29 protein-coding genes are annotated in these 21,550 nt (G+C 45.3%); 1 reads left to right on the top strand and 28 read right to left on the bottom strand.

Annotated features, from left to right (window positions below; genetic code table 11):
• Positions 1-309: 309 nt before the first annotated feature.
• The 16 genes from H569_RS0104570 to H569_RS19175 form a co-directional block, all read right to left on the bottom strand.
• Positions 310-627: a hypothetical protein gene (locus H569_RS0104570; RefSeq protein ID WP_027364036.1), complete on the bottom strand. Its 318-nt coding sequence runs from the start codon at positions 625-627 to the stop codon at positions 310-312.
• A 30-nt stretch (positions 628-657) separates the two neighbouring features.
• Positions 658-1,374, bottom strand: a complete 717-nt coding sequence (locus H569_RS0104565; RefSeq protein ID WP_027364035.1) for a peptidoglycan-binding protein — start codon at positions 1,372-1,374, stop codon at positions 658-660.
• Complete coding sequence (locus tag H569_RS0104560) at positions 1,375-1,806, bottom strand: hypothetical protein (RefSeq protein WP_027364034.1); 432 nt, start codon at positions 1,804-1,806, stop codon at positions 1,375-1,377. It lies immediately after the preceding gene.
• A gap of 31 nt (positions 1,807-1,837) precedes the next feature.
• Positions 1,838-2,878 carry an RNA-directed DNA polymerase gene (locus tag H569_RS19195; RefSeq protein ID WP_034629499.1) on the bottom strand — a complete coding sequence of 347 codons (1,041 nt, stop codon included), beginning with the start codon at positions 2,876-2,878 and terminating at the stop codon, positions 1,838-1,840.
• 319 nt (positions 2,879-3,197) lie between these two features.
• Positions 3,198-3,548: a diversity-generating retroelement protein Avd gene (gene avd / locus H569_RS0104550; protein WP_034629496.1), complete on the bottom strand. Its 351-nt coding sequence runs from the start codon at positions 3,546-3,548 to the stop codon at positions 3,198-3,200.
• Positions 3,549-3,626: 78 nt separating this feature from the next.
• Positions 3,627-5,156 carry a hypothetical protein gene (locus H569_RS0104545; protein ID WP_027364032.1) on the bottom strand — a complete coding sequence of 510 codons (1,530 nt, stop codon included), beginning with the start codon at positions 5,154-5,156 and terminating at the stop codon, positions 3,627-3,629.
• Positions 5,156-5,533: a hypothetical protein gene (locus tag H569_RS0104540; RefSeq protein WP_027364031.1), complete on the bottom strand. Its 378-nt coding sequence runs from the start codon at positions 5,531-5,533 to the stop codon at positions 5,156-5,158. The genes H569_RS0104545 and H569_RS0104540 overlap by 1 nt, the downstream gene beginning before the upstream one ends.
• Positions 5,534-5,548: 15 nt before the next feature.
• On the bottom strand, positions 5,549-5,977 hold the full coding sequence (locus H569_RS0104535) for a hypothetical protein (RefSeq protein ID WP_027364030.1): 429 nt from the start codon (positions 5,975-5,977) through the stop codon (positions 5,549-5,551).
• Positions 5,978-5,989: 12 nt separating this feature from the next.
• A complete protein-coding gene (locus H569_RS0104530) occupies positions 5,990-6,373 on the bottom strand; it encodes a phage tail-collar fiber domain-containing protein (protein ID WP_027364029.1) in 384 nt (127 codons plus the stop codon).
• Positions 6,373-8,232 carry a hypothetical protein gene (locus tag H569_RS21200; RefSeq protein WP_027364028.1) on the bottom strand — a complete coding sequence of 620 codons (1,860 nt, stop codon included), beginning with the start codon at positions 8,230-8,232 and terminating at the stop codon, positions 6,373-6,375. Before H569_RS21200 ends, H569_RS0104530 begins: the two co-directional genes overlap by 1 nt.
• Positions 8,229-9,377, bottom strand: a complete 1,149-nt coding sequence (locus tag H569_RS0104520) for a baseplate J/gp47 family protein (RefSeq protein ID WP_027364027.1) — start codon at positions 9,375-9,377, stop codon at positions 8,229-8,231. Before H569_RS0104520 ends, H569_RS21200 begins: the two co-directional genes overlap by 4 nt.
• Positions 9,374-9,802: a GPW/gp25 family protein gene (locus tag H569_RS21195; protein ID WP_051273252.1), complete on the bottom strand. Its 429-nt coding sequence runs from the start codon at positions 9,800-9,802 to the stop codon at positions 9,374-9,376. The genes H569_RS0104520 and H569_RS21195 overlap by 4 nt, the downstream gene beginning before the upstream one ends.
• Before the next feature lie 13 nt (positions 9,803-9,815).
• Positions 9,816-10,328 carry a DUF2577 family protein gene (locus tag H569_RS0104510; RefSeq protein ID WP_027364026.1) on the bottom strand — a complete coding sequence of 171 codons (513 nt, stop codon included), beginning with the start codon at positions 10,326-10,328 and terminating at the stop codon, positions 9,816-9,818.
• Positions 10,329-11,138: a hypothetical protein gene (locus H569_RS0104505; protein ID WP_027364025.1), complete on the bottom strand. Its 810-nt coding sequence runs from the start codon at positions 11,136-11,138 to the stop codon at positions 10,329-10,331.
• Positions 11,131-11,844: a hypothetical protein gene (locus tag H569_RS21190; RefSeq protein WP_051273250.1), complete on the bottom strand. Its 714-nt coding sequence runs from the start codon at positions 11,842-11,844 to the stop codon at positions 11,131-11,133. Before H569_RS21190 ends, H569_RS0104505 begins: the two co-directional genes overlap by 8 nt.
• Before the next feature lie 16 nt (positions 11,845-11,860).
• Positions 11,861-14,431: a phage tail tape measure protein gene (locus tag H569_RS19175; RefSeq protein ID WP_051273248.1), complete on the bottom strand. Its 2,571-nt coding sequence runs from the start codon at positions 14,429-14,431 to the stop codon at positions 11,861-11,863.
• A gap of 57 nt (positions 14,432-14,488) precedes the next feature.
• Here H569_RS19175 and H569_RS0104490 point away from each other — a divergent pair, with 57 nt between their 5' ends.
• Entirely contained in the window at positions 14,489-14,701 is a 213-nt protein-coding gene (locus H569_RS0104490) for a hypothetical protein (RefSeq protein ID WP_027364024.1), read from the top strand.
• A 9-nt stretch (positions 14,702-14,710) separates the two neighbouring features.
• On the opposite strand, the gene H569_RS23315 is transcribed toward H569_RS0104490, so the two are convergent.
• The 12 genes from H569_RS23315 to H569_RS0104430 all read right to left on the bottom strand — a co-directional run bounded on the left by H569_RS23315 (position 14,711) and on the right by H569_RS0104430 (position 21,398).
• On the bottom strand, positions 14,711-14,836 hold the full coding sequence (locus tag H569_RS23315) for a hypothetical protein (RefSeq protein WP_257720087.1): 126 nt from the start codon (positions 14,834-14,836) through the stop codon (positions 14,711-14,713).
• An 83-nt stretch (positions 14,837-14,919) separates the two neighbouring features.
• On the bottom strand, positions 14,920-15,246 hold the full coding sequence (locus H569_RS0104480; protein ID WP_027364023.1) for a DUF6848 family protein: 327 nt from the start codon (positions 15,244-15,246) through the stop codon (positions 14,920-14,922).
• Between the two features lie 72 nt (positions 15,247-15,318).
• Entirely contained in the window at positions 15,319-15,750 is a 432-nt protein-coding gene (locus H569_RS0104475; RefSeq protein WP_027364022.1) for a hypothetical protein, read from the bottom strand.
• An 18-nt stretch (positions 15,751-15,768) separates the two neighbouring features.
• A complete protein-coding gene (locus H569_RS0104470) occupies positions 15,769-17,184 on the bottom strand; it encodes a DUF2586 domain-containing protein (protein ID WP_027364021.1) in 1,416 nt (471 codons plus the stop codon).
• Positions 17,184-17,396 (bottom strand): hypothetical protein, encoded by a 213-nt coding sequence (locus tag H569_RS0104465; protein ID WP_034629491.1) that lies wholly within the window; start codon positions 17,394-17,396, stop codon positions 17,184-17,186. Before H569_RS0104465 ends, H569_RS0104470 begins: the two co-directional genes overlap by 1 nt.
• The gene (locus tag H569_RS0104460) at positions 17,389-17,889 is read right to left on the bottom strand and encodes a hypothetical protein (protein WP_027364019.1); all 501 of its coding nucleotides are present in this window, start codon (positions 17,887-17,889) and stop codon (positions 17,389-17,391) included. Before H569_RS0104460 ends, H569_RS0104465 begins: the two co-directional genes overlap by 8 nt.
• Positions 17,886-18,365 carry a phage virion morphogenesis protein gene (locus tag H569_RS0104455; protein WP_027364018.1) on the bottom strand — a complete coding sequence of 160 codons (480 nt, stop codon included), beginning with the start codon at positions 18,363-18,365 and terminating at the stop codon, positions 17,886-17,888. Before H569_RS0104455 ends, H569_RS0104460 begins: the two co-directional genes overlap by 4 nt.
• Positions 18,365-18,790 carry a gp436 family protein gene (locus H569_RS19170; protein ID WP_051273246.1) on the bottom strand — a complete coding sequence of 142 codons (426 nt, stop codon included), beginning with the start codon at positions 18,788-18,790 and terminating at the stop codon, positions 18,365-18,367. The genes H569_RS0104455 and H569_RS19170 overlap by 1 nt, the downstream gene beginning before the upstream one ends.
• On the bottom strand, positions 18,790-19,017 hold the full coding sequence (locus H569_RS19165) for an HI1506-related protein (RefSeq protein WP_034629488.1): 228 nt from the start codon (positions 19,015-19,017) through the stop codon (positions 18,790-18,792). Before H569_RS19165 ends, H569_RS19170 begins: the two co-directional genes overlap by 1 nt.
• Positions 19,018-19,051: 34 nt before the next feature.
• The gene (locus H569_RS0104440; RefSeq protein WP_027364017.1) at positions 19,052-19,942 is read right to left on the bottom strand and encodes a Mu-like prophage major head subunit gpT family protein; all 891 of its coding nucleotides are present in this window, start codon (positions 19,940-19,942) and stop codon (positions 19,052-19,054) included.
• Between the two features lie 14 nt (positions 19,943-19,956).
• Positions 19,957-20,364, bottom strand: coding sequence for a hypothetical protein (locus H569_RS0104435; protein WP_027364016.1), 408 nt, complete (start codon positions 20,362-20,364; stop codon positions 19,957-19,959).
• The gene (locus H569_RS0104430; protein ID WP_051273245.1) at positions 20,364-21,398 is read right to left on the bottom strand and encodes a phage protease; all 1,035 of its coding nucleotides are present in this window, start codon (positions 21,396-21,398) and stop codon (positions 20,364-20,366) included. The genes H569_RS0104435 and H569_RS0104430 overlap by 1 nt, the downstream gene beginning before the upstream one ends.
• Positions 21,399-21,550 lie beyond the last annotated feature (152 nt).

Raw genomic sequence — 21,550 nt, 5'->3', positions numbered from 1 at the left:
GGAGGATTATGAAGGTTTAATTTACTAAAAACGAATATCTTTGGGATGAAAACGTGCGGGCTTTATGAATGCCATTTTTCAAAAAAAAATTATAAAAATTGATAAATGGCGCAAATTAATAATATATCACGATTTGAGGTGCGCTATTGAAGCGTCCCAGACTTTTTGAGAAAAAATCTCACATAAAATGAGAAAAGTTCTTTGGTAAATAAATTGTATAAAAGCGGAGTAACATTTATCCAGCTCCGCTTTTATTATTGTCGAAATTACATTTGATTAACTTTCACTTAAATGATGTGGATTGTTTATTTAAATTTGGATGCCAGTGAATATACTGGCCAATTTGTCTTTAATATCAGCTAAGTATTTTAAGCCTATGGCCGCAGTGCATGCAAAAAATATAGCCTCTAAGCCCGGTGATATACCTATAAACAAAGCTAATAGCACTAATGCACCAACATAAGGTATGACGCCTGTCTCCAAAAATTTGGGCAATTTCCTAACATCAAAGTCACCTTGCTTTAGTGCTAAAAAGACCCCAAGGCAAAAATCAACTATAATCAATCCAAGAGCTGAACCCAAAGATACCAAGACCTTTGGCGCTATTAAAAAACCTAATATTAGCATAGTTATCATACCTCCATAATATTAAATTCTTTACTTATTGAAACAGAAATACTGTGCAGCTTGTTGATTGAATACATCGAAACTAGCTTGATCCCTACTCTTATTTGCCGGGTCGTGACATATAATCAAATTATCACGCACGTCCCAAAGCATAATGTAATGGCCGCTCCTAGTAAAGTACCCAGGACCCATACTAGCAACGACTAAGGAGCCTTTATTAATGGCGTCAATAACCGTCTTCGTTGAGGCTGTCTGCAAAAAATGAAGACCGAATTTTGAGGCAACCCACGGGAAAAATGACCACGCTGTGCCGCTATTATAGGTCCGAAAACCACCCTCTAAAGCCATTTGACATGCTTGTACCGGGGTAATTGACCTATTTATCCATGTAGCCAGAATCATAGCTATTGATGTTGGCCCGCAACCTGAACTACCTATTGTCTGCCGTGGGTCATTATGACTGCTAAACATGATGTTTTTCCAACGCTGGTCAACCTGGCTGTAGTATACCGGCTCAGGGCCGCTATACATTTTAGGAGTGCCATTTAATATAACTAACCAGGTGTTCGGGCCTACAATGCCATCTACAACCAATCTGTGTGCTGCCTGATATTTCTTAACAGCAGCCTCGGTTGCTGGACCAAAAATTCCGTCAACACGTCCTGGATTATAACCCAGTTCATTCAAGTATGTTTGCAAATTAGCCACGTCTTGTCCACGACTTCCGCGCCTGATAGTGTTTAACATCTATTTCTCTCCTTTCTTACCGATAATCCGCATCATGGTTGATGACAAACCGCTTCCAATGCTCATGGGTATTAAATTCATAAGGTCAAAGCGATTCCTTAAAGCTGAGGTGCCACCGCTAACAGATAAAGATGTCAGAAACCACCCTAAATGTGAATCAAAGTTAAAATTTAAGTAACTAAAAAAGTCGAATTCTCCTTGCCAGCAGACAACATAACCTATTGAAACCACTAAAACAAAAGCTATTTCATCAGCTACATTGTCAGGCAAAAAACTGAAACGATTTAATGCCTTCTGGATAAAGGCTTCAATCATCTTATAAAGTGTATCTATTAAAGGCGCTAAAAAAATTAATGCAATCATGCCTATGATTAATGGCACGAATGGTGACTCATAAAAACTGCTGGTTGAATAATATTGATCTACTGGCATAATCTCACCTCCGGTTAACAAAAATCTCACATCATTTTTCATTGGTAAGGATAAAGCTTTCTAGTACCTTTTTCCTTAGGTTATAGGAATCTCCGTGCTTAACATGACCAAGCCAGCTTTGAATTGTAGCATTTATTTTTTCTAAGCTTATTTTTCCAGCCTTAAATTTACGCTGAAAAGCTTTTAATTTGCGTTTCATTCTTTTAATACTGCTTTTTCTAATTTTCCGATGGGTTGGCCAAATCCGGTAACCGCAAAAATCAATGCCCTGACTTATTGGAAATATGCCTGTTTTACCATTCAATTCTAGGTCAAGGTAATGCCGTAAAAATACTTCTATATCCCGTTTAATTGACCATAAAATTGTCTTGTCATGGCATAGAATAATAAAATCATCCATATATCTAACATAGTGCTTTATTTGTAATTTTTCTTTAACAAAATGGTCTAATTCATTTAGATAAATATTTGCGTATAATTGACTTGTTAAGTTACCAATTGGCATGCCTTTTGAGTTAATGTTTTTATCATCAGCAACACTATCTATAATCTCATCAATTAACCATAAGGTGCTTTTGCAAGCTATCTTTTTTCTTATTATTTTCTTTAAAATATTGTGATTAACAGACGGAAAATACTGTTTTATATCGCATTTTAAACAATATATCTGAGGGTAAAGATGTTGCAACTTTCTTACAAAATACGTTGTCCTATCTGCTGCCGCATGAGTCCCTTTTCCGTTTCTGCAGGCGTAACTATCATAGATAAATGCTCTTTCAAAAATCGGCTCTATTACAGCACATAACGCATGATGAACAACCCGATCTTTAAATGGTAAAGCGGCCACAAGCCTTGTTTTAGGATCATTGACATAAAACTCTCTATACCTTCCAGTCTTATATTTTCGATATATTAATTCGTTTTGAATTTCGATCAAATTTTCTTCCAGATTAGCTGTAAACTCTATCACTTCACCATTATTACGCTTATTTTTCCTTGCCATAAGGTATGCCTCATATAAATGATCAAATTGGTATATTTTCTCAAATAAATTAGTATATGTCTTTGGCATGCACCCTCCATGATTTATTGCGATTACAGCGGTTTTCGGGATTTTCACCCCTACTAACCACTGTAATCTGTTAATATTTTTTGCCGACTGCATAGCAGTGTGACAAGGAGCCAGATTCCTTTATCTGAGCACTGGATAATAACCCAATAGGATATTAACTTCTGGCAACCAGACAGAGCGGCGCGAAACCCGATGTTGTTGTTCGTGTTCGACGGGAGATTGTTCAAATTCAAGGCAAAGCCGGAACGGGCACCCGACCCATTGTTCCAATTGCCGCCACGGAGCGCGGCCCGCGCATTACAACCTGGCCCCTAAAAGCTTATTCATTTCTTTTAATAGACTTAAACCAGCCACCAATCATTCTGCCAATTTCATTAAGCATAATGGCCCAGTTTTCATACTTTTTGAATGGTAGAAAGCCCAACTGCATTGATATTCTGATAAGCGACCGCAAGAAGTCCAACTCTGTGTCAAGTTCCTGCATGGTTGTCTTTTTGTAGTATTTTTTGTTTGTTACTATAACCAAATTCAGCAGTCTATACATGGATTGCTTTATGCCAGCTGCAAGTGTGAATTTTTCTGACTTAGGAAATTGACGCAAAGCTATATATCCATATGCGATCATGTCTTCAACCTTTTGGCGTATTTTTAATTCTTCTGGTGCTGACATTATGTCACCTCTCAAATTGTTCCCTAAAGGGGCCGGGCTATCACCCGGCCTTCAGATTAACTGGTAACAGATTCCAGATTACAAAGACAAAGCGGCGCGAAACCCGACGCTGAGGCTCGTGCTCGACGGGAGAAAGTACAAATACAAGGCAAAGCCGGAACGGGCACCCGACCCATTGCTCCAATTGCCGCCACGGTGCGCGGCCCGCTGGCCATAAATGCTGGTATAAAAAATGTCCTTATATTCCTCACTTCCACCACTGCTTACAGTAGCAGGTAAACCCATGCCAACAAGGTTTGTCTCTGTCCTTAATGTCAAAAAGCTAGCCGATTGTGATGCACCATAATCACCAGTAGATGAAGGGCTGTTATTGCTCATCTGCGGAGATAACTTAGCTATGGCAACTCCGTCTGCATGGGCTGCTATGGTAGAACCATTACTGCCCCTGGTAACCGTTAAGCTTGTCCCATTAACTGCGGTTACGGTTACCTGCTCATTTTCAATTTGTAGTACATCATTAACAGCCGGGTTAGCTGCTCCTGGCCCAAGAACCAGGCTTTCATAATCAAAGGTTGATACAGCATCGGTGTTATTAAGGCCGACACCATTGATCTTAGCCGAATAACCACCGGGGATAATACAGTAATCAGTTAACTGTATAATTGTTGCGTTATCGGCATGCGCACTGGCTGCAGTTCCGTTTTGCCCTCTCAGGCAGCCTGTTAATGTAGCCGATCCATCACCATTTTTAACCATGTTCCCATAAATGATATATTCATCCGTATTAACGCCCTCGGCCTTGATCAGGATTAACCCATTAGCAGCAGGCCAACTGTCAATATCCTGAATATTATCAATAACAATGGCTGAATCAGCAGCAGTAATTCCATCAGCATCATTTAATAACGCCTGTTTTTGATGCTGGTAAACGCCGGCATTAATAAGGAAATCGACCCATTCAAAAACGTTACCGACAATGTCAAAAATACCGTTGGCCATTCCATTATGCGCCCAAGTAACAGGTCCGCTTCCAGTAAGGACCCTGGAGCAAGCTTTGGAATAACTGGCATTGTAACTTGCCAGAATTGGGTCAGTAACTCCATAATACTCGTAGCTGTCCGGATCGCGGTAATCACGCCCCCAGAAGTTGTTGCCGCGAATATCATGCCCCAGCAGCTTAATTAAAAAGCAAACTGCAGCCCATTCCCTCATTGTTACAAGATGACAAGCACGGCCATTAATAACCCGGTTGGCGCAGGCCGTTTTGGCATTATTCCAATCAATATCCGTCCAGGGCACCACTCCGGCCCGGCTTGCAGCCGCAACCAAACCAGGCGCGTTTGCTCCTGTCGTGCCCCTGGACAATGATGTTGCATCAGGCTGGCTGCACTGGTATTTATCAAACCAGAACCCGCCTAACATCAAGTCTTTAGGCGGGAAATTACCACTTTCCCAAATTCCTGTCGGAACCCTGAATTTAGGAACATACACCATATGACTGGCCACTGTGACGCCGCTTCCATCAGACTTACTGTTGTGCAAAAATACCTGTTCTCTGGTACCAGACATTATTTGATCTCGCAATTCCTGCAAGCTAATAGTTGGCATTATTTATTACCTCCCTGGTCGGGCAAAGCCCATACTTTAATTTTCGCATCCTGGCCCATATCGGGAACGACAACCACCTGCTCCATGACCTCCTGACCGTTCTCATCAGCTTCACCGGTTGGAGCATTTTTATATTTAATGCCAGGCAGCTTAACCTCTGCCACCAGCCAAAAAATATCCCTGTTGTCATCAATGTGGTACTGGCCATCAACGCCGGCATAAAAGCGGACCGTTTTTTCATCGTAATCCTGGAACTTTGTCAAATCCCATTCCTTTTGTGGAATTTGCACATCACCAAGCTTAAACGCCTGAATAGTGAGCTTATTTCCGTCGATACTAACGGCAGGGTTTGGACCGTTTACTTCAATAATAGGCACATTAAAGACCTCCTTTTACGTTAAAATTTGATAATCAAATCCACCTGTCCACTTGCCGCTGTTGTAAACCACAAAAGTATTAGCGGCTTTGACAACCCAAACCTCACCCAGGTAACCACCGGGGTTTTGAGTGGGCGTAATACGCACCCGGTAGTTTGTATGCCCCAGGTTATGTGTAACTGTAGCACCTGTTGGCCCGGCAAAATTTCCGGTACCGGATAAAGTTTCTAACTCCATTTGATCTAACCTTGCATCAAGGTTGGCATATCCTCCGCGGGCATTTTCAACTTCAGTCTTAGTAGCATCAAACCGTGTCTTAAGGTATACGTCATTATTAATTAAGTCCTGGTGAATCGGGTCCCAGGTACTCGGCGCAGCCGGATCGGTCTCCTCCAGCTGGCGCACTCTGTCTTTCCAAGTGTTTTGACCTAACAGATCAGGCATTCAAATACCTCCTTAAAATTCCTCGTCGAAGTAAAATTCCATCTCAACATCAGGCTCTTTGGTTTTTGCCCCCATTGTCTTACGGGCAGCTAATTGTCCGGCGCTGTCGATTAAGCCCATTTCCGTAAAGGCATATCCGTTGCCCTCATCAGTGCCAAGGATAACGGAATACCTTACCGCAGTGTCGTTTATCCTTTCTTTACTGGCCACTGGCTTCCTTATGACTTCATTCTCCAATTGAATGTCGTCTTCAGTTGGTGGAATAGGCTTGGTAATGTCGTCGGGATCATGGCCGCCGGTACCCATTGCAATATGCGTAACAGTCGGTAAAACTATCTCTCCATTCCTGGCCCTGGCTATTGATATACGGGCCAGCTTAGTGGTAATGGAATTCATTAGATCACTCCTTGCTCAATTATGCGTCCATCCTTCATAACCTTAACTCCGGCATTATGCCTCATTGGGTAAGTTTTTAATTGCCGGAAACCGTTTAGTAACTCACCACCCCACAATATTCTGCCGCTGAGGGTATTAATCTTTTCACTCAGCCCGGCCCGATAACATAATTTCTCACCACCTTTCAAAAGTAAGCTTCCGTCAAGCCAATTTCTAGGTGATAGCTTTAAAAATCCATCCAGACGGTACTTGTAATTTCCGCCGTCAAGAAGCCATCTGCCGGTACTGAGATCAAAATTACTGCCGGCAATTACCCCAGCACCAACCTTAAAGCTTGCTAAGGCAATGCGGACTTTGCCAATAGATAACTGAAAACCGCTGTTTAAAAGCTTACTGGCCAGCATAGTCCAGCTGCTATTTAAAAGCCTGTCTCCGGACAATTTATGATAATAGGCATCAAGGAAATTAAGCGGGTGCGGGCTATGTGCGGCAGCTGCCAGCCTCATTTTGTTGGTCTGGCTATTTTTTATCGTTATACCAACTAGCGCACCTGGTCTAATTAAAGAGCGCCCCGTTATAGGATGGCTATTCCGGCCTATGGCAACCTTATTGTTTAACCAGTAGCGGCCATCAAGAGCAAGGATCACGTTGGGGCTTGTATTTGCCGTCTGCAGTAAATTAATTTTGTCTGTTATCCTGGTATGACCAAATGATAGAATAAACGCGCCATCTATATGCTTATTGGCCGATATATACCATTGACCGTCAAGACCTCTGTCATTGCCCAGCCCGTGATAAAAAGCGTCTAAAAGCTGTCGCGGGTGCGGACTGCTGACAGATAAAATAAACCTGGTTTTTAAAGACAGGTTACGAATTTTTGTATCCGTAAATGTGCTTACGTTTGTCAATGAGCGCCCCGTTATAGGATGGCTATTCCGGCCTATGGCAACCTTATTGTTTAGCCAGTAGCGGCCATCAAGAGCAAGGATCACGTTGGGGCTTGTATTTGCCGTCTGCAGTAAATTAATTTCCGACCTGGTTCTTGTGTCCGCTAAATACCATGTGCCGTCAGCCCAGCCGCTGAAATTATCAATATTAAGCTCACCGTTTAGCCTGAAATTACCGTTTAAATCAAATAAAAACGGGTTTGGAGCAAGTGTTTTTCTACCGTCCAACAGTTTAATTCCGGGGTTAAATTCATTACCAAAATAACCGGTTATATTCAACCAATCGCTAAGTTTAAAAGGCAGCACAAACCTAGCTGTTAATGTAAACTGTAAAGCATAAATCTTACTTTCGGACGGCTTAACCTTGTTGATCATTTGCTTGGTAACCAGGTACTGGGTCTCCATAAACGAACCTTCGCCCAGGTTAATCTTTACCAAGAATTCAGCCCACCGGTTAAGATAGTCAAGTCTTGCAGTGGGGTCAAGCGCCTCCAGAGTTATACCACCGTCCAGGCTTGTATTAGAATCAAGAAACCTCCATTTGTATTTTTCAAGGTACAAAGGGTAAACCTCACTATCAAGGTAACCCAATAATGTTAGTATTTTTTCCATGCCTGGCTTTGTGCCAGTTTCCGAATATATCTCAACTGCGGCAAGCAAACGCAGACGGTATTCTTCATCAGACTCGCCACGGTAGCGGGGCATCTTTCTGTCTTTACCCAAAAGGTCCAAAGCTGCACCGGTTGTCGTGGTCACCAGTGACTGCTCACGCAGTAAAAATATTGACTCCTGTAAATCATCCAGCCCAGGCCCCAGCGCAGATGCCAATTTATATATATCTGTGTCCTCCGGCTTTGATTTTCTCTTAAAAATCACATGGGCTAAGCTGTAAAGGTACTCGGTAAAATTCATGCAACCACCCTCTGAACCGTTACATTAACCGCTCCCTTAACCAATAGCTGCCTCTTACTTACAGCTATATCATCAATCGGTGAGATAATATTAGCCTTAATAACATAGTCAATGCTCAGCAAATTAAACCTTACCTGGTCCACCAGCAACCCATATTCAGGAGATACTTTTTTAATATCCGGATGTTCAATATCTCCATAGTTGAACATAATATCAATAACGCTCTCGGCCTCTGCTTGAATTTCAGATTCATCCCCGTAATCAGGGTCAAGGTATAAAATAACCTCAAAATCAACTTGCACAGGCTCAGGCTTAATTACCAGTAAATCAGCTATTAAAGACTTTTTCTTATCCAAATACTCTTGCACGGTAGACACCAAATCATCGGAAGGTATTCCGGCAGTGCCGGTAATAATTACATCAACCGTGCCCTGGCCGCGCGGGTGTTGGCTATCCACATTAACCACTACAACGCCTGGTATTTCCTGCGCCCATGAAATGTAAGCATCATCACCGGCACCCTGTGACAACTGACTCCACCTGTCTTTTGCACGTTGGCGCAAGCTATCATCAGATTCGGTATCAGTTCCTTCACGAGTGACCCATGATTCACTGTTGGTAACGTAATCGACACCGGGAACGTTGGTTAATAACTTGTTTATCATCCCTTCGCCAACGTTATAAATTGACCCGGCAAATTCGGCAGTAACCTCAACATCAACTCTCAATGACCCTTCAGTAAGCACGGCTTGACTTGTGGTTGTGAATTTCAACCTGTCTCCGTACCTGTCAGTTTCAGTAGTTACCACAGTTCCCGGAGGTATAATCACATTTGGACCGTCAGCGTTTCGGCAAAACCCCACCAACCCTATTGTTTTTTGCTCCAGCTTTCTTAAAACTCCGTATTCTGCAGCTTTTAAATCAAGCCAGTCTTCGGTAGCTGTATCAAGGTACATTTGCGGGGCAATACTTTTTAGCAGCGCATAAAGATCAGCCACGCCCTGGTTGCACTTTTCCAGTAATGTGTAGAATACACCACCGGGGCGAAAATTGGTTATCCTAAAAGCCGAATTACGTAAAGCCGAAACAGTTGAATTCATTAACTCGGTAAATGTCTTGATTGGTATTAATTCTTCCGGCTTCATAAACTGCCCCCCTCAATACTTATCCCTTCCTGGCTAACCAACAAAACAATTGCAACCTCTTGCGGTATGTCTTGCTCATCATTAAAGGCATCATCGGTTGGAGAGAAGAGAACCGTTATTTTAATCCTTTGCAAATCCCAGCTACTAATTTCAACGCTGATAGATTCCTTTTTGATTCTCTCATCCTGGCTTAACCTATTCTTAATTGTTTGCTCTAGCTCAAGGCGGTTTAGCTCTGTGTTTTCCGTTTGAATAAAAAACTGCAGACCAACACCATAATCCTCATGCGCCCATAAATCCCCGGGGAATGTAAGCAGCAAATGCTTTGCATCCTGGATCAAGCAGTCCAGGTCTGTCACAGTCTCGGCATCACCGTCAGCCGCGACCACGAAATTTCCCTGCGCGTCCAACATCAGGTCTTCCATTCTAACCACCGCCTCATAACTTTGCTATCACAATAAACCGCTCTCCCTCTTCGATCGGAACGGCTGCAACCTGGTCGCCGTCTTTTAGGGGTGCTTTAAACTTTATCTTTACCGATAAGGTGGCATCGGGAAGGGTCAAATCTCCCTCCCTGGTATGATCTTTTAAATACTCTGCCACCAATGCGTCTTTGGTGCCGTATCCATCAATAGTAATCTTGCCTCCGGCATAGGCCCCGATCACAGCAGTGGACCTGGTGATCAAAAAAGGCTCGGATGGATCACCATACATAAAAGCAAGCTTGACAACATTACCTACTTTAAGAGAGTAGGGAAGGGGCTGACATTTTACTACCGGGGTTTTTGCATCGTCGCTACCCTCATTGGTGAGTGGCTGCGCCTGTATGCCATCACCCAGCGCCGTGATCCGTGCGCTTGCGCTTAGGTGATACCTGCCGGCAAGTTCCGGAAAGAGCTTTATTACGGTCTTTCTAATTACCTCCATCAACTTGTCAACCCGGCTGTCCAATTAAGCCACCTCCGCCAGCTCCCGGAAGAAAATTTCCGTCCTCAAAGAACCCTGCTCATTAATGAAGTGATGCACTGTTTCCGTAATGTACCTGCTGCTGGCCACCTCCGGCCAAATTATTTCAATCTCCTGGCTATGCCCTACAAACGGTGAGGAAACTGTCAGCAACCTGCCACCGCCTGCCGTATCTCCTGCAGAACGCTGGCCGGAAGGTTCACGGTCAGCGCTGAATTCAAGCTCAATGATATTTTCACCGTACTGGTAGCTGTAAACAGGTCCCGGCCTTGGCTTTGGCGCATCCCAGTAAAACTTTTTCTCACCGTCGAAGTAATGATCAAAGTTTAAACCCCAGGTTGTGTTTACCCGCTTTACCAGATCGGAAACATTTTCGCCGGCTGCAACAAAGCTTGGTTTCTTTGGGTAAACGTCCTCAACTAAACTAAACGTTGAAACACCTGCCTGCTGCAGCCCGAACTTAATTACATCCTGCGGTACCACGTCTAAAAAAGTTTTAGTTATATTTGTCTTAAAAAGCTTTATAGCTTCATCTTTACAGAGAAACCTCGGAGACATAGGTTCGGACACATACCCGGAGAATACCTTCCAGGAATTATTTCCGTCATAGCCTATTGAAATATCAATGGCAGAATCTTTTGCTAATCCCAAATCAGGCAGGCCCAGCTTAAAAGTAAACTCGGCAATGTCTGCCGGCTCCTTACGTGAAAGCCATATGTCCAACTTGGAAAAAAGGTTTCGGACCGTTCCACCGCTTGTGTTTAACTCAACAAAAGGTGAGAACATATCAGACATTATTCGCACCTCTCAGCCAGCTTAAAATTCTGCTTCCCAAACCTGGCTTGCGCTCATCTTTGGCCGGGGTTTTACTTGTTTTATTTTCTAGCATTCTAAAATCAGCAACGCTCATCGGCTTAATTGGCTTATTTTCCAGCATTCTAAAGTCAGCAACACTCATCCGCTTAGCCGGCGCTTTTGGCTTCGCCGCGGTCGGTGAAGCAGCTGCAGAACTTTTGGTGGCCGGCGCTTTTGGTTTTGCCGGGGGCGGAGAAGCTGCGGCAGAACTTTTGGTGGCCACCGGAACCTTAATGGGAATATGTTCAGAGAACTCGCAAATGACTATTATTTTGTCGCTTTTGTTGTCTTCATAGCTCCTGAAATTTGTAAATATAACTTCGGAAATGTTTCTTGCAGCAGCATGTTTATTGATTAATTGATACACACCAGGTTTCTCCTGATCAGGAGAACTCCGGAATATTTTTTGAAATTGCGCAATCTGTTCGGTGCAGTCACCGCCTTCGGTCTCTGGCAGAAGGTTAACAGTTAACCGAACTGTTGCATTATCAAAGCCAACTGCCTGCGTTACCTTGTCTTTTTTACCTTGTATTTCAACCTGGTCCAATTTGACAGCGCCTGTTATCTCAATGCTTTCAAATACGCCAGGCAGGATAACGCTACCCACTTTTACTTGTCCGGTGTCGGTTGTTATCAGCAGTGGCATTATCCCGCCTCCTTACTTAATCCCCGCTCATAGCAAGGTATCTATAAGCCATATCAATAACGTCGTCATAGTTGCCTTTGTTTGCCTTATCACTTTGCACCACCACAACCAAGGGGCGCTGCCTGCTTTCCCGGTATGTTTCCTTCTCCTTTTGAACGGATGTTTCACGCACATACTCGCGCATGCTTGACCCGGAAGTGCCAAATAATTTTCTATCCAAACTCTCACCGGAACTAACATCCGGGGCAGGGAAGTCCGGAAACTGCGGAAAATTAGGCCAGTCGGGAAAGTCCGGCAGCTGCGGTATATCTCCCAGCTCCGGGGCAACCTGTACGGTTATACTTTGATTTTTAACTGCTTGCGCGGCGTCTGCATTTATCGGCGCAGTTAGTGCAGCGCCTGCCAATACGGCTGCGGTTGCAGTTTTTAACAAGCTCGATCTTGATGCTATCCCGCCGGCGAAGGTCTCCACCAGGGCCGCGCCGGAGCGGGTGAGAGCGGAGAGAGGACCTTCTTTGGCGTCCGAGAAGGGGAGGAGTCGGCGCAACTTCGCCAAACCTGCCTTTACAGTTTCCGCCGGCGCGTTGATTACATTTTTAATCCCTTGGGTGAACGCCTGGATCAACGCTTGTCCAGATGCTAAAAACTCAGCTCCCTTGGCCCTAATTGCCTGAATGATCTCTGAAATCTTTTGAGGTATAAGCTGCACCAGGTTATTAAATATGTTAGCCGCAGTGGTCTTTATCGTGTCCCAGTTCTGAGCAATCAGCAGCGGGATGCCGATAACCGGCATCAATACCGCCAGCACCATTGGGCCGTACTGTTGAATAACTCCGATGATACTTTGGAATACTCCGGAAAACCATTCACGGGCTGCGGCAAATTTGGTCTTAAGCGCGTCCCAGGTTCTACCTAGAAAAGCCGTTACCGCATCCCAGTTTTTCCAAAGTGCAAAGAGCGCCACACCCAGCCCGACTATGGCCAGTACAATCCACGTGATCGGGTTGGCCAGAAGGGCTGCCGTGAAGCTCCAAACGCTAGCTATTAGCTTTGGCAGCGCCGTTGCTGCCGACCTGGCTGCGGTTACTGTAAACTGCGCAATGCCGGTGATAAGGGACCGGATCGCCAGGTACGCTTTAGCTGCTCCGGCCACGGAAAACCACAACAGGCGGGAGGCAAAGGTAGTCAAGGCTGGGGCAGCGCGAGTGACTATGACACGTCCTAAACTTCTAGCAGCATTAGATAAAAGACCAAACCTACCACTTGTCCAAATCAATGCTTGTCGTATCTTAGCAAAAGCAATGAGCGTATATCCGACAACCATAACCAAGCCTGAGCCAATAGCCAGTATTGGTGCAAGTATAGCCAATGATACAGCTCCGATAGTAGCAAGCAATAAGGCTGTACGCACAATAGTTGGATGCGCTTTAGCCAAACCTTTAAAGGAATTAATCATGTCCCTAATTGTTGGGACAAAGGCTACAATTAAAGGAGCCAGCTCATCTCCCAAGGTCTTTTTAAATATGCCCCAGTTTTGGTTTACCAATTGCAGCCCGGACCCCAGGTCATTATTCATAGCTGTAGCCATAGTTTCCACATAAGCTGTGCCCTGGCTGGTTGCAACACCCAAAGCACCGATATTATCCTGTAAAGATCCCACCTTACCATACAATAGGTCAATCATGGCTACAGCTTCATCAGTACCGAATGCCTTGGCGATCTGTTGTTTTTCAACCGCATCCAGCGTTTCTCCATACTTACTTCTCATTAAATTAAGTATATCCACAACGCCCAGCAGCTGGTTGTTGGCATCCACAAAGCTTAGGCCCAATTGTTCTCCGGCCTTTGCTGCAGACTGTACAAAAGCTCTATATTTTGTACCTGCCTCACCGCCAGGCATAGTCGCTTGCAGCATCCCCAATACAGCCAATTGCTCCTCAAAAGGACGTTGGGCAGAAGTTGCCGCAGCCCCTAGAGTTGTAAGCGCCTGCGCCATTTCAGTACCGGTAGACTTAAACTGATTCACACTGGCTGCGATCCCGGCGCTAAACATTTCTCCAAATTGAGCGTCGGACATAGAGGAATACATATCTTTATATATCCCATAACCAGTAGCAAAAAGACTGGTCATATCGGCGACAGTAGCCTTTGTAGCCTTAGCGGTCAGCGCTGCCATAGCCGTATATTCACCCACAGCGCTATCAGATAAGGATGCAATCCCGCCCTTAATATCATAAGCGGCTGAGATAAATTCAGGCACGGTAGTGCCAGACCATTTCGAGGCAAATTCAGTTCCCGCATTTGATATTGCATCCAGGTCTTTTACACCAACTGAAGCCAGCTCACCAAGTCCCTTTTGGGATGCTATAGTCTCGTTCAATATGCTTCCCAAGCCGCTCATCACTTGGGATGCGGCTCCCTGCATCATGGTACCGGATACAGCCATTCTGTTGCCAAAATCAATCATTGAATTAGCTCTTTGCATAGTGGCTTCCAAATTCATCACCGTTCTGGCCATATTCCGAACTGGACCAGAAAGCCTGTCTACAACACTGAATATGGCTGACAGTGTATATAAAGCTTCCATGTATTGACTCCTTCCTTCTTTTGGTATAAACTACCTTAAAAGGGGGGATTGATTACCATGTTTATGACCTTGTTTATCATTCTAGCTGCTTGCTTTGGACTTGGTGCGGTTATTGGATTTACATATGCTACGATTCGTTATGGAATACCAATTATAATATTTGGAATTAAAGTTATATTAGGTGGTATCATTGGTATATTTTCAGCTCTTTTTGGTGGAATGAAAGCGGGCTGGGAAGACGCAAAACAAAATATGCACCGGCTGCCATAAGCCGGTTTTTTATTTCCCAAAAGCCTCATCCAGCGCCATCAATACGCCCCGCTTAACTGCCAAAGCGCGGCGGTCCTCGTAGAAGTAAGCAAGGGCCGCCAGCTCTAAAAACTCCTCGTCACTTGCTTTAGCCAATTGCCCAGGCGATATTCCAAAGTGGTACCGTATAATTGCCTCCGCCTGGTGTAAGCCGTCTTCGCGTAACTGCTCAACCCGGCTTACAATTTGGTCGATAAAAAATCCTGAGTTACCCCGACAATCTTTTGTAATTCCCCACCATAGGCAATAATTATGCCCGGTTTTTCTTCTGCCGCTTTACGCACTACATCAGCCGACGGGTACAATAAACAGCCGTATACCAGATTATTCATGGACTTATAAACGTCTTTCAAAGACTCCTTGGTGAACCTGGATAAATCCGGGCGGCCCGGCTTCCTAAAAATACAAACCGGCAAAAGGGAATCTTCATCACCCTCAATCTTATACACGTCACCATGTTCCTGTTTCCACTTCTCAATTTGCTCCTGTGAGATAACTTGTTCCATCCCAAATCCTCCTCATTACTTGATAAAATCCTAAATTTAGTCAAAACAACTTGATGAACCAATACTCAAGTTTTAATTAGGCTCCAGTCCATCCCGGACAATTCCGCCCAAAATATTAATTTCGTATTCAACCTTGGACTGTTTATCGCCCTGGCTGCCGGAATGGCTTACCTTGTTGATCTTGCAGCTCTTCAGCACATCGGTCTTGGTGGGCTGATCCTCGTTGGCATAACTGACAGTAATAGGAAAGGGCGGAAGTTTATAAAGACTGGTTTTTTGTCTTTTGGCGTAAGCTATAAATTTGTCATGCTCTTCCTTTAACAGTGTTAATTTTCCTTCGGCGCTATAGTTTCCGGCACCGTAACCGGTAGGATTAGAACCCTTGCCGTATACGGCTTCAATTTCTTTACCGTCAGAATACTCAATACCTTGAATATCAACGGCTTCTCCGTGCGGGAGCATAACTGAAATATCCTCCCAGCTATACTTTTTACCGTTAATCAATTAACCCAAACCCCCTTATTAAGACTGCTGGAACGGGTTCTCGTACCCGATTTCAAGTTCAAGCCAGCGCATGGTTGCCATCGGCACTATACGAACTTTCACCCTCAGGGTAGAAGTGGCAAGTACATCCTGATCGCGCGGGATCACCACTCTGCCACCGGCAATTTCACCGTTCCCAGCCATAATATCCAAGGGTGCTGTAAGGCTTGCCTCAATCGCCGATAAGCTCTTATCCTGGTTTAAAGGGTCAATCTCTGCATGCTCATACCTTAATCCGGCAGTCCTTACCAGTGAACAAGCTTTGTCCATTGGCCGGCGCACTTCAACAAATCTAAAGTCGCTAATTACTTCCGCAGCTATCCGGCCGTTAGTAACATAAAAACCGTTCAGCCCGATATATTGCCGGAAAGTTATAAAGCCTGCTTCATCCAGCGCCAGTATGTGTCCGTCATTTATTCCTACCGGTCTAAGACCAATCACCGCCGGCAAGCTTCCGGTCATAACTTTACCCGGTGACTGCTGCACCGGAATTGAACTAACACGCCCTGAATATATCCCGGCTCCATTCCTGGTTACGCTGCGCCCGGTACCCATATCAATAAGTTCCAGCTGGCCAGCGCAGATAGAAACCCTGGTGCTTGCAAAAGATGCCTTGGCTGCCAGCAGATCGGCAACCCATTGGTCAACGGTATCACCTTCGGCAGGCGCTGCGGCCTCGGCCAGAAAGTGAATAAACCTAAATTTGGCCTCAGCTTCTAAAGCCTTCACATCCAAAGCAGCCCACATAGCCGCATCCGATTCTCCCACAACATGAATAAATTCATATAAATAGCTTGAATCCAGCAATACCTCAATGGCATTATTAACGCTATTTACACTTGCCTGAGGCGCTTTGGTTTTAAATTCGTACTTGTCGTCAGCTAAAAATGACTGGTCCGGATAGGTAGCAAATTCAGTGAACTCCAAAGTAATTCCGGTATCAGGCACCACATAACTTAACCCGGTTGGAACCGTTATTTTTTCACTGAAATTATCTCCACCGTCCAAACTATATTTAAAGGTAGCTGCATTTTTAGCACCGGAATCAACGATCACCACAACCGCCTCATAAGCGTCAAGCGGACTGCCACTGGCTGTAATGTTACCCTGGCCGGTCTTGGTTGCCGTAATACTCCCAATGGTACCTGCTATATCGCTGCTGGCTTTAACCGCATACACAACCCTGGCCCCGGCGGCAAATGCGTCATAAAGCGCACCGCACAGCGGACCTGTGCCAAACAAATCTTTAATTTTTCCAGGGTCTGTGACAGATACAATCTGACCAACCGTACCGGCTGAACATACGCCGATCTTAGCCTGCAGCCCGGCTGAACCTGATGGCAGCATACCAAGGCCGCCATCCAAAATATTAATATTAACATCCGGCAGAGGCATTATTTAACCCTCCTTATCGGCCCGGCAAGCCATTTGTCACGGGCTTTTAAAAACTCATCCTCGGTAAGCTCTTTACCACGGCCCCAGTTGTTTGCAGCTTTCAAACCTGCCAACATCCATAGCGGCATATTATGTTTGTCAGCCAGCTCCTCAACCGGGAAAGTTTTGTCCTCCTGCTTCAAAGTAAGCGTTGGCTCATCCTTTTTAGCCATTTTCAATTTCCCCCTCAATAACCATAACCTCATTCATGTTTAATAATTGCGTTACATTGTCCTTATAGACACCGCCTAAAAACTCAATTACATAGGCGGCTCGTTCACGTTGGGAAGCTGCCCCGGTATCCTCTTCAGGATCACCCATGCTGACATCAATTAAAACGCAGTTGCCATTGCCATCCAGCAGCCTTCTGTCCAGGCTCGCCAGAAATAAAGCTGTTATGCTCTGCAATTCCGTTTCGTCGCGGTGTGCAATAGTAATTTTGGCCGGAACAATTCGAGAATAAATCCTCCTCCTGTAAGTCTTGGTTGCTCCTTCTTGCGATACGGCCACCTTGCTGCCGTCATACTTTAGAGATTCTTTCCCGAAAACAATCTCGGCAAATAGCCTGGCCTGGTGCTTAGTGGCTTCAGCTGCTCCAACACGTATATCAGCTATACCAGCAGCGTACAGTTTTTGAACCAGGTAATCCCGGCAGGCGTTTATCATCTAAAGCACTCCTCAATGGCATCACTAATAATTTTGTCAATCTCGGTCCGGTCGTCATCATTAATGCCGATAAACGGCCTGGCCGGTATCTGCACTTCTTTTTTCTTAACCCATTTGCCGCCAACTTTAAAGTGCAGATACCGGGAGCGTTTAACCTTAATCCTGCGTCCTGTTTGATGTGTAGATGCCCGCTTGTCCATCGTTCCGACAATAACCTTGTCCGGCCTAGCCCGGTAGGAAATGGAGTTTTTCAAAGTGGTCGTATCGGTCAGCGTCTGTCCACCTTCCGTCCTGGCCCTGATAGATGGAGGCCATTTCCTGCCATCAGGTCCGGTCTCGGTCTTGAAGCGTTCAGCGGTACTCGTTACCAGGTACTCACCGATCTCCTTATGCAAAGCTGTAAAGTTTAGCCTGGCCAGACGGTGCATACCTCTTTCCAACCTGCTCCAATCACCTTCGAGACGAATACCACTCATTACATATCATCCAATCTGTGCCTGTTGAATTTTCTGCCGTTACTTAAAATCGAAACCGCATTTTCAGGCGGCGGGTTGGCAACGCCCAGGGTGATAAGTCCACGGGCTATGTTTTCCAGCACCCTAACCGACGACTTGTAGCGTTCCTGGATAATCCGGTCTGAACCTTTTTCCTCATCAAAGCCGCGCCTGGACATTAAATTATAAAGCGCTATATCCACGCAGTGCTTTTTAATTACATTGGGGACCGGGTTAAACGGCACATCGTAATTTGCCATACAGTAACTATTAATCTCACTTGTCGCATCTTCGATTGCTTGATTAACCCGGCCTTCATTTATCTGGCCGGTATCCTCATCATCGGTACAGTCAATAATAACGTGCTCCGGTACCCGGCCCAACAAATCATCCAATGTGCAGTACATTACTTATCATCCTTACCATTACCATTACCCGGATTGGAACTTCCACCTTTGTCGCCATTAGGTTTCTTTTCCTCCTTGACGACTTCCACAACCAGCATTGGCTCAGCCTTCAGCTTTTCCAGTTGCTCTTTGGTAAATTTATTATCCGGATAAACAACCGGCTTGGACGGGTGCTCAACGCCGCAGCGCCGGAACCTGTCTTTCAAGGATATAATCTTAATAGTCATATTCCTTATACCTCCTGGTTAATATTAAATGTCCTTATGCTGCGCCCGTGCTGCCGTAAGCCAGTTGCCACAGCCCGTATCCTGCGTTATCCCTGCTGTCCACACCGTATAGAAACTCTTTGCGCATGAATACATTTTCATCATTCGGCTTGTCCATAGATGTAAACTCAGGATTCTTGCGGCGCTGGAAAATAAGCGGCTTAACCGGCTTGCTCGTATCCATCAAAAACCATGCTGCCGGCAGTGCCGCCAGGGCTGGCACAACCAAAAGCTCTGCCGTTCCCCTCATCACGTTTGTTGCTCCAGCGGCGGTTCTTTCGGCCAAAAGAATCTCGCGTCCTGTTTTGTCGTTCTGCGGGCTGACTACCAAAAGATTGGGCATAATATTCAAAGGCTTACCCTGATCATCTTTTAAGGTCATCATTTGCGCCCTGGCTGCAGCATAGGAATCCAGTGATAGTGCAGCCGTACCTTTATTGCTTTGCACCGGACCGTTTCCGTCTTTATGGTCTTCGTCAAAGAAATACTGGCCGTCATAACAAAGGTGCGTAAAGCCATTAATCAGTAAATCGAAAATAAGCTCATCCGGGTGCATGGCTGCTGATTCGCCAAGCGCCTGAATCATTGGAGAATATAAGCCAATGGTGTCGTCTTCAATGTCTTCCCTGTCCACACTTACTGTAGCTTCAAACGGCTTGTTCTTAATAGTGAACCCATAAGCCGAAAGGTTTTGAATTACACGATCACCGATCCACTCGCGCATGCGCGGCACCTTACCAAGCCATTTATATTCCTCAGATTTGGTAGAGGAGGGAACCACTGTTGCCACCTGTTGGAACATTGGTTTGGCGTTGGTAAAAGCCTGGTTGAAAATTACCTTAAATCCCCTGTAAACACTCTGTAATGCTGCCTGGTTAACAATCACAGTTCAATTCCCCCTTAATCAATCTCGACCCAAACGCCGTCAGCTTCTACCGCAATAACTTTGCCGGCTGCCGACCTGGTCCCGGCACCGTCTGTTGCCGCTACGGTTTGGTCATCCACAATATAGCAGGTGCCAAGCAGATCGTCTTGGGCAACCGGGTCTCCAATATCATTGGCAAACTTAAACACGCCGCGCTTAACTCGCACAATAGCGTCTCCGTCTGCCCCGCTGGAATTATCCACATACTCCTCAGCCCGACCGGCAACCTTCAGACCAACTGCAGTTGATCCAGGTGCAGCATATCCGGTAGCATTCAGCACTACCAGAGAGCCAGCAAATATCTCAGCATTAGCCGCAACATCAAGCGCAAGCACCTCGCCGCTGCGCTGCGGCGTGTTCCTATCCTTGGTTAATGCCGGCATTATTCTCCACCCCCGTAAAATTTCTTATAGGCATCATCATCAATGCCCAACATTTTGTTTACTAAAATCTGCATTTCGTCAGGCTTGCCCACTCCACTTGCGGGAGGATCGCCGCCGGCAATCTCCGTACCAACAGGGACAACCACGGGTGCGTGCTCCAGAAACGCCTTAAACCCAATCGGGTCTTTCAAAGCGTATTGCTCTGCCCAATCCTTTTGGGCCGGCGCTACCTTACCGGACTTCAGCGCCATTTGCACCAATTCGTCACGGTCTTTCAGGTCCAACCGTTTTTTGAGTTCGTTAAACTGCTCTACCGGAACATAACCGGAGGGGTTTTTCAAAGATACAATCTTACCCCTGGCTTGATCGGACGTTGCATTATCATCAAGTTCCAAAGTCTTTAAAACATCCTGTTTAAACGTTGTCAAACCTTCCAGCCGGCGGGCGGCGTCCTGCATTTTCTGCAGTGCTGCCGAAACCTGCTCGTCTGTTGCATTATCAGGAAGTCCCAGCGTCTTTAGAACCATTAACCTGAATTCCATTCTTTTTTCATCCTCCTCGTCATTGGGCACCAGGCCCTTATTAACCAAAGGCACCATTCCGTCTATTGCCGGCACATTGGTCAGCGCGGCTGAGTGCAGTATTGCCGCGCGTTTATCAGAATTGCGCACCCAAATCACCGGGCTAAGATACCGATACTCCTTATTCGCCAAATATTCAGACGCCCTTGGTGTCCATTCCACCCTTGCCCACAACCCTTGATCACCTTTGTTGATCAGCGTCTTAATCCAGCCTGCTGCCGGAGCCTGAGTACCTTCAAGTGTCTGGTGCTCATAGTCAATCACTACGTCATTGCTTTCCTTAGCGAAGTGAGCCATTATTTCTTCGTACGCCAGTTCGTCTGCCAAAAAGTCTCCTTTTTTGCTATGAACATTTCCGTATGGAACAATTTGTATCTCATCCGGTGCCCCTTCAATAGGCGTTCCTGTTAGTGGTAACAGCCTGTGTTTATTTTTGAAAGCAATCTCCTCCAATCGACTAACCCGTTAACTAACTGTTACCGTGTTACAAAATAGCGTTATTTCTTGCATAATATGCGTTATTTTGCGTTACTAACTTACAGCACATAGTTTCTACTGTATTAGTGTTAACCTCCCCTTAAAAAAGATTCTAGCGGCCTTAAAAA

The sequence above is a fragment of the Desulfotruncus alcoholivorax DSM 16058 genome, from assembly GCF_000430885.1.
GTDB lineage: Bacteria > Bacillota > Desulfotomaculia > Desulfotomaculales > Desulfallaceae > Desulfotruncus > Desulfotruncus alcoholivorax.
Note: the sequence above shows the minus strand (reverse complement) of the source record. Positions and strands in the feature narration are given on the sequence as shown.

Excerpts from the sequence above, each read along its gene's own strand:
- H569_RS0104465 (WP_034629491.1), bottom strand. The coding sequence starts at position 17,396 with ATGGCTAAAAAGGATGAGCCAACGCTTACTTTGAAGCAGGAGGACAAA.
- H569_RS0104470 (WP_027364021.1), bottom strand. The coding sequence starts at position 17,184 with ATGCCTCTGCCGGATGTTAATATTAATATTTTGGATGGCGGCCTTGGT.
- H569_RS19175 (WP_051273248.1), bottom strand. The coding sequence starts at position 14,431 with ATGGAAGCTTTATATACACTGTCAGCCATATTCAGTGTTGTAGACAGG.
- H569_RS0104565 (WP_027364035.1), bottom strand. The coding sequence starts at position 1,374 with ATGTTAAACACTATCAGGCGCGGAAGTCGTGGACAAGACGTGGCTAAT.
- H569_RS0104460 (WP_027364019.1), bottom strand. The coding sequence starts at position 17,889 with ATGATAAACGCCTGCCGGGATTACCTGGTTCAAAAACTGTACGCTGCT.
- H569_RS0104530 (WP_027364029.1), bottom strand. The coding sequence starts at position 6,373 with ATGAATTCCATTACCACTAAGCTGGCCCGTATATCAATAGCCAGGGCC.
- H569_RS0104535 (WP_027364030.1), bottom strand. The coding sequence starts at position 5,977 with ATGCCTGATCTGTTAGGTCAAAACACTTGGAAAGACAGAGTGCGCCAG.
- H569_RS21195 (WP_051273252.1), bottom strand. The coding sequence starts at position 9,802 with ATGGAAGACCTGATGTTGGACGCGCAGGGAAATTTCGTGGTCGCGGCT.
- H569_RS0104455 (WP_027364018.1), bottom strand. The coding sequence starts at position 18,365 with ATGAGTGGTATTCGTCTCGAAGGTGATTGGAGCAGGTTGGAAAGAGGT.
- H569_RS0104505 (WP_027364025.1), bottom strand. The coding sequence starts at position 11,138 with ATGTCTGATATGTTCTCACCTTTTGTTGAGTTAAACACAAGCGGTGGA.
- H569_RS21200 (WP_027364028.1), bottom strand. The coding sequence starts at position 8,232 with ATGAATTTTACCGAGTACCTTTACAGCTTAGCCCATGTGATTTTTAAG.
- H569_RS0104570 (WP_027364036.1), bottom strand. The coding sequence starts at position 627 with ATGCTAATATTAGGTTTTTTAATAGCGCCAAAGGTCTTGGTATCTTTG.
- H569_RS0104435 (WP_027364016.1), bottom strand. The coding sequence starts at position 20,364 with ATGCCGGCATTAACCAAGGATAGGAACACGCCGCAGCGCAGCGGCGAG.
- H569_RS19170 (WP_051273246.1), bottom strand. The coding sequence starts at position 18,790 with ATGTACTGCACATTGGATGATTTGTTGGGCCGGGTACCGGAGCACGTT.
- H569_RS19195 (WP_034629499.1), bottom strand. The coding sequence starts at position 2,878 with ATGCCAAAGACATATACTAATTTATTTGAGAAAATATACCAATTTGAT.
- H569_RS0104520 (WP_027364027.1), bottom strand. The coding sequence starts at position 9,377 with ATGAAGCCGGAAGAATTAATACCAATCAAGACATTTACCGAGTTAATG.
- H569_RS0104545 (WP_027364032.1), bottom strand. The coding sequence starts at position 5,156 with ATGCCAACTATTAGCTTGCAGGAATTGCGAGATCAAATAATGTCTGGT.
- avd (WP_034629496.1), bottom strand. The coding sequence starts at position 3,548 with ATGTCAGCACCAGAAGAATTAAAAATACGCCAAAAGGTTGAAGACATG.
- H569_RS0104560 (WP_027364034.1), bottom strand. The coding sequence starts at position 1,806 with ATGCCAGTAGATCAATATTATTCAACCAGCAGTTTTTATGAGTCACCA.
- H569_RS21190 (WP_051273250.1), bottom strand. The coding sequence starts at position 11,844 with ATGCCACTGCTGATAACAACCGACACCGGACAAGTAAAAGTGGGTAGC.
- H569_RS0104480 (WP_027364023.1), bottom strand. The coding sequence starts at position 15,246 with ATGGAACAAGTTATCTCACAGGAGCAAATTGAGAAGTGGAAACAGGAA.
- H569_RS0104490 (WP_027364024.1), top strand. The coding sequence starts at position 14,489 with ATGTTTATGACCTTGTTTATCATTCTAGCTGCTTGCTTTGGACTTGGT.
- H569_RS19165 (WP_034629488.1), bottom strand. The coding sequence starts at position 19,017 with ATGACTATTAAGATTATATCCTTGAAAGACAGGTTCCGGCGCTGCGGC.